This window comes from Salinispira sp., assembly GCF_059431795.1.
On record NZ_JBXWXS010000034.1, the window covers coordinates 25,073 to 33,157 of the forward strand.

General features: G+C 46.6%; 9 protein-coding genes. 7 read left to right on the top strand and 2 right to left on the bottom strand.

Annotated features, from left to right (window positions below):
- Positions 1–6: 6 nt before the first annotated feature.
- Together ligA and AC52PS_RS12265 are read right to left on the bottom strand one after the other, a co-directional pair.
- A complete protein-coding gene (gene ligA / locus AC52PS_RS12260; RefSeq protein WP_495563359.1) occupies positions 7–2,034 on the bottom strand; it encodes an NAD-dependent DNA ligase LigA in 2,028 nt (675 codons plus the stop codon).
- A 157-nt stretch (positions 2,035–2,191) separates the two neighbouring features.
- Positions 2,192–3,454 carry a mechanosensitive ion channel family protein gene (locus AC52PS_RS12265; protein ID WP_495563360.1) on the bottom strand — a complete coding sequence of 421 codons (1,263 nt, stop codon included), beginning with the start codon at positions 3,452–3,454 and terminating at the stop codon, positions 2,192–2,194.
- A 295-nt stretch (positions 3,455–3,749) separates the two neighbouring features.
- On the opposite strand from AC52PS_RS12265, the gene AC52PS_RS12270 reads away from it, so the two are divergent.
- The 7 genes from AC52PS_RS12270 to AC52PS_RS12300 all read left to right on the top strand — a co-directional run bounded on the left by AC52PS_RS12270 (position 3,750) and on the right by AC52PS_RS12300 (position 7,828).
- Positions 3,750–4,637 carry a radical SAM protein gene (locus AC52PS_RS12270; RefSeq protein WP_495563368.1) on the top strand — a complete coding sequence of 296 codons (888 nt, stop codon included), beginning with the start codon at positions 3,750–3,752 and terminating at the stop codon, positions 4,635–4,637.
- 511 nt (positions 4,638–5,148) lie between these two features.
- Positions 5,149–5,517, top strand: coding sequence for a GxxExxY protein (locus AC52PS_RS12275; protein ID WP_495563361.1), 369 nt, complete (start codon positions 5,149–5,151; stop codon positions 5,515–5,517).
- Between the two features lie 329 nt (positions 5,518–5,846).
- Entirely contained in the window at positions 5,847–6,143 is a 297-nt protein-coding gene (locus tag AC52PS_RS12280; RefSeq protein ID WP_495563362.1) for a nucleotidyltransferase domain-containing protein, read from the top strand.
- Between the two features lie 3 nt (positions 6,144–6,146).
- Positions 6,147–6,572, top strand: coding sequence for a ribonuclease toxin HepT-like protein (locus tag AC52PS_RS12285; protein WP_495563363.1), 426 nt, complete (start codon positions 6,147–6,149; stop codon positions 6,570–6,572).
- 166 nt (positions 6,573–6,738) lie between these two features.
- Complete coding sequence (locus AC52PS_RS12290; RefSeq protein ID WP_495563364.1) at positions 6,739–7,026, top strand: hypothetical protein; 288 nt, start codon at positions 6,739–6,741, stop codon at positions 7,024–7,026.
- Positions 7,016–7,294 carry a CopG family antitoxin gene (locus AC52PS_RS12295; RefSeq protein WP_495563365.1) on the top strand — a complete coding sequence of 93 codons (279 nt, stop codon included), beginning with the start codon at positions 7,016–7,018 and terminating at the stop codon, positions 7,292–7,294. Before AC52PS_RS12290 ends, AC52PS_RS12295 begins: the two co-directional genes overlap by 11 nt.
- Before the next feature lie 15 nt (positions 7,295–7,309).
- Entirely contained in the window at positions 7,310–7,828 is a 519-nt protein-coding gene (locus AC52PS_RS12300) for a GNAT family N-acetyltransferase (protein ID WP_495563366.1), read from the top strand.
- The last annotated feature ends 257 nt before the right edge of the window (positions 7,829–8,085 follow it).

The window sequence follows — 8,085 nt, forward strand, 5'->3', positions numbered from 1 at the left end:
TCGGGATCAGGATTCTTCCAGCATGGCCAGGAATTCCTCTTCGCTGACAACTTGAACTCCCAGTTTCCTGGCCTTCTCCAGCTTACTCCCCGCTTTTTCACCGGCCAGCAGATGGGTGGTTTTGGAACTCACATCGCTTAGCGCCTCACCGCCCCTACGCTTCACTTCTTCCATGGCGACTGAACGGGGCTTGAAGGTTTCAAAGCTTCCGGTTACGCACCACCTCTGGTTCTCAAAGATCTGTGCTGGCAGATCATCGGCGGAGGAAGGCTCTTCAGCCTGGAAATTCAGGCCCAGTGCCTTCAGTTCAGCGATCATGTCCCGCATTCTGGGTTCCTTCAGCTGCTCTACCACGGTCTCCACGGTTTTTTCACCGATTCCCTTAATTTCGGTCAGTTCCGCCTCGCCCCCTGCATCAATCAGTTCGTACAGCTGATCGATGCTGCGGTAGCCTGCGGCCTCGAGAAGTTCGGCCATTTTCGGCCCCAGATCGTGGATGCCCAGACTGACCAGAACCTGCCGGTATGGCCTGCTCCGTGCAGATTCGATCCCCTGCCGGATCAGTTCGGCCTTTTTCTCGGCGAATCCCTCAAGGGCGGCGATATCATCATAATTCAAGCGAAAAAGGTCGGGAACATCGGATATCAGCCCCTCTTTTAGAAGAGTAATAACCGTCTCGGAGCCCAGATTATCAATATCCATCTGATTTCTTCCGGTAAAAAAGACCAACCGTCCTTTCTGCCGCTCCGGGCAGTCGAAGTTCGGACAGAAGTGGTGGGCACCGGTTTTCTCCAATGGGGTACTGCAGGAGGGGCAGGATTCGGGCATGGTCCACAGAGGATGCTCCCCATCTCCTTTTTCAATCACCTCTTCAATTGCGGGAATAACATCTCCCCGCCGGCTCACCGCAACCGTGTCTCCGGGAGCAAGATTCAGGGCGGATATATAGTCCTGATTGTGGAGGGTCACATTGGAGATGGTGGTGCCGCCCACAAACACCGGTTCAATACGGGCAACCGGTGTAATGCGGCCGGTACGTCCAACTTGGACATCAATACTGTTTACGGTGGTTACTCCCCGGGGGCTTTCGAATTTGTATGCGATTGCCCAGCGGGGATGATGGCCGGTGTAGCCCAACTCTTCCCGGAAGGGAATTTCATCGATTTTCAGCACCATTCCGTCGATCTCGTAGTCCAGATCGCCTCTGCGGCCGGTGCTCATATCCAGATAGCTTTCTATTTTTTTGATGGCTGCGGCAAGGGACTCTTCATCGTTTCCGTCCACCGAAACACGGGTTTGATGGGGGTTCACCACCAGCCCCAGTTCTTTCAGCTGCTTCAGATTATCTTCATGGGAATCGCCGAAGCTTTCACCGTAGGGCTCGTAGGCGAAAAACCTCAAGGGAACCCTTGCCACATCCCGGCTTTTAATCCGCCGGAGGGTGCCGCTGGCGAAATTCCGGGGATTGGCGTACTCCCCTTCCCCGCTTATGGCTTCAAAATCGCTGACTGTCATGTACACTTCACCCCGGATTGCCGCGTCCACGCTCCTGTTAAGGCGAAGGGGAATCATACGAATCGTCCGCACATTCCCGGTAATATCGTTGCCCACCCGGCCGTTTCCCCGGGTTACCGCCCGCTGAAGTTCCCCGTTATGGTAATAGAGCACCAGGGAGGAACCGTCCATTTTCTCTTCAATAATTATGTGGAAGGGATGATCCAGCCCTTTGGCACAGCGGCGGATCCACTGGCGGATCTCATCGATCGAGTAGGCTTTATCCAGGCTGAGAACGGGAATATTGTGCTCAACCTCCGGCAGCTGGGAGCTCAAATCGGAGCCTACCCTTTGGGTTGGACTGTCGGACCTTTTCAGTTCGGGATGCTCATTCTCCAGATCTTCCAGTTCATCGTAGAGGTTATCGTATTCCCGGTCGGAAATTTCCGGTGCATTCAGAACGTAATAGGCGTATTCATGGTGTTGCAGTTGTTCTACCAATTCGGTGATGCGGGTGCGCGGGTCTTTGTGCGGGGACATACGAGCTCCTTGATATGTAGGCGAAAGCCGGGGCACGACGCTTTATGCGGGCCCCGGCAATAAGATACCAAGTTGACAGGATGATTGGCTACCGGGAACGACGGATTTCATTCCCGGCTGAAGGGACGTTTTTTTTCGTCCCTCCCCCGTGAAGAGATTATGAGGATTGGGGATGAAGGGAATCAAATATGCGGGACATATCGTAGCTTCCCGGCTGCTGGTAGATCCGAAGCCCGAACTCGGGGGCAACCGCCAAGAGGTGATCGAAAATATCAGCCTGGATGCTTTCATAAATCGCCCATATGGTATTTCGGCTGAATACATAAATTTCGATGGGTAAACCTGTGGGCCCCGGGGGCAGTTGACGAACAAGAAATGTCATTTCATTGCTGATCTGTGGATGAGCGCCCAGGTATGCGGCCACATAGGCACGGAAGGTACCGATATTGGTCAGCCTGCGGGCGTTCATCAGCCCCCCGCCTGGAGGGTCGTCTATGCGATGTTCAGCTATCTCCTGCCGCCGGTGTTTCAGATAATCGCTGATCAGGGATATCTTTTGAAGATTATCCATCTCCTCCTCTGTTAGAAACCTGATGGTGTTGATATCTATGGAAATGGCCCGTTTAATTCTTCGCCCCCCGGCCTCGGCCATGCCTCTCCAGTTGCGGAAACTGGAGCTGGTAAGAGCATAGATGGGAAAAGTCACTATAGTTTTATCGAAATTCTGCACCTTCACTGTTTGCAGGGTGATATCCACCACATCACCATCGGCACCGAATTGGGGTACTTCTATCCAATCGCCGATGCGGATAAGATTGTTGGCGGTTAATTGGATGGATGAGACAAGCCCAAGAATTGAGTCCCGGAAGACCAGCATGATCACAGCTGAGAGTGCACCGATTCCCGATAGGAGCCCGACAGGGCTACGATTGAGGAGGGTGGTAATCATCAGGGCAATGCCGATGGCGTACAAAAGGATTTTCCCCACCTGAATGTAGCCTTTAATGGGGCGGTTTTTTGATACTTCATACCCTTGGTAAATGTCCTGGACGGCACTCAGCAGAGAGTCCAGGACAAGGACGGTAACCCCAACCATATAGACAAGAATAATTCGTTGAATGAAGGCAAGAATATCTCCGGATTGGGTAAATATGGCTGGAAGGAGAAAATAGAGGACGAGAGCCGGGGCAAAGTGGGCCAGGTTCTTAAAAACACCCCGTCGTACAATTGTATCATCCCAGGTACCGGCAGTTTTCCGGGTGAAGTCGGTGAGTACTCTCAGAAGCAGTTTTTTGCTGATTGCATCGGCGAGCCAACTGAGCAGTAGGACCGCAAGTACGAGCAGCGACTTTTCCAGGATGGCAGCGGTAGATGCGGAGAAGCCGAGATTTGTGAAAAGTGTTTCCATAAAATCGGTCATTGTTTTTCCTTGGAGCTAGTGTGCAGTCTTGCCAAGGATACGAAAAAACCTGACTCTGAGCAATGTGCTCCGACTGACCGCAGATATTTTGTGAAGAGTCAGAATGTTTGGCGGCTGCAGCGGGAAGCGGGGCCGTTATTGGTGGTGGAATACAAGGATGAAGGCTGTATTTGGTTGATTTTTTGGTGTTGACCGCGACGGGCACGACAGATCGCGACAGGTAGGTGAAGAGAGGTGTGTTTTGGCAGAAAGGTATAGGTATGTTTTCGGACCAGTGCCTTCGAGACGATTAGGGATGTCACTGGGTATAGATTTGGTGCCGAAAAAAGTATGTTCCCTGGATTGTGTGTATTGTGAGGTGGGAAAAACCACCAAGCTTACTCTGGATAGAATGGAATATATCAGATACGACGGGGTCATTTCAGAACTGAAACAATGCATGAGCGGGAAACCCCGTATCGATTATATCACTTTCTCGGGTTCCGGGGAGCCTACGCTTAATAGTCGAATTGGGGATGTTTTACAGTGGATCAAGACACATTACCCCGACTTGAAAACGGCGATTCTCACCAATGGAACTCTGTTATCTGATCAATGTGTACGGGATTCAATCACCGCTGCAGATGTTATTCTGCCTTCCTTGGATGCAGCCAGCCAAAGGGTTTTCGAAAAGATTAACCGTCCGTTCAAGGATTTAAATATCGAATCTTATATTGAAGGTCTTATTCAGCTCAGGAAGGAATTCCCGGGGCAAATTTGGCTCGAGATTCTGCTGCTGAAAGGATATAACGATTCGAAGGATGAGTTGGATTTGTTGAAGGCCGCGATTAAGAATATTGACCCGGACAGCGTTCAGCTGAACACCCTCGATCGTCCGGGAGTCGAGGCAGACCTTGTTGCTCTGAGCTCAGCTGAGTTGGAGAATGTCCGTGCGTATTGGAATTTACCGAATGTAGAAATTATCGCCAATGCCCGGGAACGTTCAGCTCTCGATTCGTATAAGGGCGATATTGAATCTGCAATTTTGGGAACTATAGCCCGACGTCCCTGCACTGTGGATGATTTGCATGCATTTCTGGGTATTCATATTAACGAGATTAATAAGTACCTGGGGGTGCTGGAGGCCAAAGGTCAGATTAGATCGGAGACTTTGGAGCGGGGGGTTTTTTTCACCGCTACATGACAGCGTTATCCGGACTATTGCCATGCTTCACCGCCGGCGATTCCGCTAAGGAGCACGGATTGGGATCCAGTAGGGAAATATGTGAATTTTTGCAGGTAGCTTTGGGTTGTGTATTTTTTTGATGGGAACCGCGACAGGCACGACAGAGCGCGGCAGGTAAGTGCAAAGGATGTTATGGACCGGGGGAATCTCGGAGTGAAGTGCTCAAGGTGACGGTTTCAGCGGGCAGCAGTGGCCTTTTTGTGGTGGTATGCAGACACCGGGATGTTGTCAGCCTAGTGCTTTGCTTGATGTGGTGACCGCGACGGGGCACGACAGAGCGCAGCAGGTAAGTGCACAGGATTTCCTGGCCTGAAGTTTTTTTCAAATAGGCGGGTTACATGTTCCTGCCCTCCTCTTTTTTCATTATGTCCTTCACTCAGGAATCCTCAAGGCATGCTTCGCTCCCGCCTTCTGCGGGGCCTTGACCATTCCTTCGTTCCGGTGCGGGGGAAGAAAAAAGGAGGCAGCCATGCTGTATGAGGAATTGTCGAAGACGGTTTTAGACGGAGTGTTTGCAGTTCACCCTGAATTGGGGCCGGGTCTTTTAGAGCAGCCGTATCATAACGCATTGTACATGGCGTTTCGGGAACTGGGGTGCACGGTACGCTATGAGCAGCAGTTTGAAGTGTTGTTTCGGGGGGAAGTAGTTGGAGAGTACTACGCAGACCTTGTTGTGAACGGGTGTATTGTGGTGGAGGTAAAGGCGGTAGCCGCATTGAATGAACAGCACGAGGCTCAGTTGCTGAATTATTTGCGCATTTCCGGGTGCAACCTGGGTTATGTTGTGAACTTTGCGCCCAGGAGGGTGGAATTCATGCGAAGGGTGCTCAGCGGGTGAAGCCTGCCCTGCTTTTTGATATTTGGTACGCTTTGCTGCCAGCCGCATGTCAGAATTCTGAATACACTGGTGATTTTTAAGGAATACAGAATAACCGGTCATGAATGGGTCTTTGATTAAAACTTGTAAAACTCTGGATTCAATAATAAAATAGCCCATATTCTCATTAAAGACTTATTTTGAGATATGTAATTTTTATTTTGATATGAGAAATAGGGTTAATATTGTTGTTAAATGCACAAATTATTAATTACCTGAAAAAATGATCTGTTTCCAAGAGTAAATAGAATGATATTGAGCAAGTAATTTGGTTTCCCTATAATGAAATTATGAATGAACTGAAGCTTGATGCGAGATTTAGAGATGATATTGAAAGGGCAGTATCTTACCTCAAAGAAATGGGTTGCTCTGAAATTTATATTTTTGGTTCAATAGCAAATGGTACTGCTGATGATGACTCAGATATTGATATTGCTGTACGAGGAATATCACCAGAAAGATTCTTTAAAATATATGGTCACTTATTGCTTATCCTGGAACATGAAATAGATCTCGTAGATTTAGATTTACAAAAGAAATTTGGTGAGCGATTAATCGAAAATGAAACTCTTAAAAGAGTGGCATAGAAGATGGGATCTGAGAAAATTAAAAATGAAATAATAAAATTGAAAAAAGAGATTGATTTCTTAAATCTCACAAAGCAGAAGCATAATGCAAAACCCTTAGATGAACTAGAAATTCGCGGACTCGCTCTTATACTAATTTCAATTTACAACGGAATTGAAAAGATACTTTCTTTATTGCTGAGCAAGCAACACATAAAAATTGAGAACAAAAGAGCTTGGCATTCAGAAATATTAAAAAAATCCGAAGAGACTGAGATAATATCAAAAACACTAAAAGAAGAACTAGAGAAATTTTTGGGATTAAGGCATTTCATCAGACACGCATATAGTTTTGAAATCGATTATCGCACAATCCTCAATGTTATGAATCAAGCATCAGAAATAGTAGACTTATTTATGAAGGAAATTCAAAAAGAAAATATAAAATAAAATGGTTGGCATTTAACAAGGCAGTGGAGACTCATTCACCTATTGTCACAGTTTTTGCATTCGCAAAAACATGCGCCAATGGACGGTGAAGAGCTCACTGCGTTGTTATATTGAAATTACGTAGATATCAGGTGGACTTTGTGCGCACAATGTCATATACTGAATTATGAAATTTGATTTCGATGCTGATAAAAATGAACTACTTTTTCAAACAAGAGGGGTTACTTTTTATCAGATCATCGAAACAATTGCTGAGAGCGGAGTACTGCTGAATATTCCGCATCCAAATCGAGATCAATATCCGAATCAATGGATGTTTGTGATCGAGCATAATCAATACACATATTGTGTACCATATGTGATTGATGGCGATACATATTTCTTGAAAACAATCTTTCCGAATCGAAAATATATGTATCTCCTTTCCAACCAGGAGCAGGATAATGGATTCTAAATATTTGGATATTGAAGAAAAAGATTTGATGGAGGCATTTGAAAATGCCAACTCTTCGAAATCATTTAAACCTTCAGAAGAAGAGCAAAAGAAATTTAGAACTGCCGCAAAGGAATTTGTCACCTCTGAAAAGAAAATGAATATCCGGATTGATCCGTATGAATTGGAAAAAATCAAGGAAAGAGCTGCGCGCGAAGGATTACGGTATCAAACATTCGTAAAAAGCGTATTACACAAATACATTACCGGGCAGTTGGTTGAGAAATAAAATTTGAATGCACCTATGAGGAAAGGCAACAGGATAAGCACCCGTCCAATCCAAAGGGATGATGCGAGCGCGATCTATAATATATTCTCGAAAAGCGAAGTCTGTGAATTCTACGATCTATCACCATTTACTGACTTGAGCCAAGCGGTAGAACAAATTGAAAATTGGCTAAAGAATTATGATCTTGGCCGGCAAATTAGGTATGCAATTATTGAAGCCGATGAAGTCATCGGTACATGCGGTCTATATTCAATCTATCGCCATCAAAATCGTGCGAATCTCGGATATGAGCTACTTCCTTCAAAATGGAATCAAGGGTATATGACCGATGCATTGGAACTGTTTCTTGAGCTATGCTTTGAAGATTGGAATTTTCACCGCATTCAAGCTCTCGTAATCCCGGAAAACAATTCATCAATACGGCTACTTTCGAAGATAGGCTTCAATAAGGAAGGCCTATTGAAAGATTATGAAATCTGGCCCGGACGGGGATATGTCGATCTTCAATTATATTCAATAATAAATAATAAATAGCGTAAACAACCAAAGCTGGCTACAATTCAACATAACAAGGACTTCGAGACCGATTCGCCTATTGTCACGGTCCTTGCTTCGGCTGCGCCGGCAAGGACACGCGCCAATTACGGCTCGCGGCTCAAATGGTCGTTGAGGCTGTAGAAAAAGTCCCACTTCTAGTAAATGTAGTTCCATGGTAAAATTCATGTATCAGCCAGCCTATGGGAGGGACGGCATGCCTCGATACAAAGACTATTCCTATGATCAGCAGTTAA

Bases quoted from the DNA above. Each gene is read 5' to 3' on its own strand.
- AC52PS_RS12295 (WP_495563365.1), top strand. From the start codon at position 7,016: ATGGATTCTAAATATTTGGATATTGAAGAAAAAGATTTGATGGAGGCA.
- AC52PS_RS12270 (WP_495563368.1), top strand. From the start codon at position 3,750: ATGTCACTGGGTATAGATTTGGTGCCGAAAAAAGTATGTTCCCTGGAT.
- AC52PS_RS12265 (WP_495563360.1), bottom strand. From the start codon at position 3,454: ATGACCGATTTTATGGAAACACTTTTCACAAATCTCGGCTTCTCCGCA.
- ligA (WP_495563359.1), bottom strand. From the start codon at position 2,034: ATGTCCCCGCACAAAGACCCGCGCACCCGCATCACCGAATTGGTAGAA.
- AC52PS_RS12285 (WP_495563363.1), top strand. From the start codon at position 6,147: ATGGGATCTGAGAAAATTAAAAATGAAATAATAAAATTGAAAAAAGAG.
- AC52PS_RS12300 (WP_495563366.1), top strand. From the start codon at position 7,310: ATGAGGAAAGGCAACAGGATAAGCACCCGTCCAATCCAAAGGGATGAT.
- AC52PS_RS12275 (WP_495563361.1), top strand. From the start codon at position 5,149: ATGCTGTATGAGGAATTGTCGAAGACGGTTTTAGACGGAGTGTTTGCA.
- AC52PS_RS12280 (WP_495563362.1), top strand. From the start codon at position 5,847: ATGAATGAACTGAAGCTTGATGCGAGATTTAGAGATGATATTGAAAGG.
- AC52PS_RS12290 (WP_495563364.1), top strand. From the start codon at position 6,739: ATGAAATTTGATTTCGATGCTGATAAAAATGAACTACTTTTTCAAACA.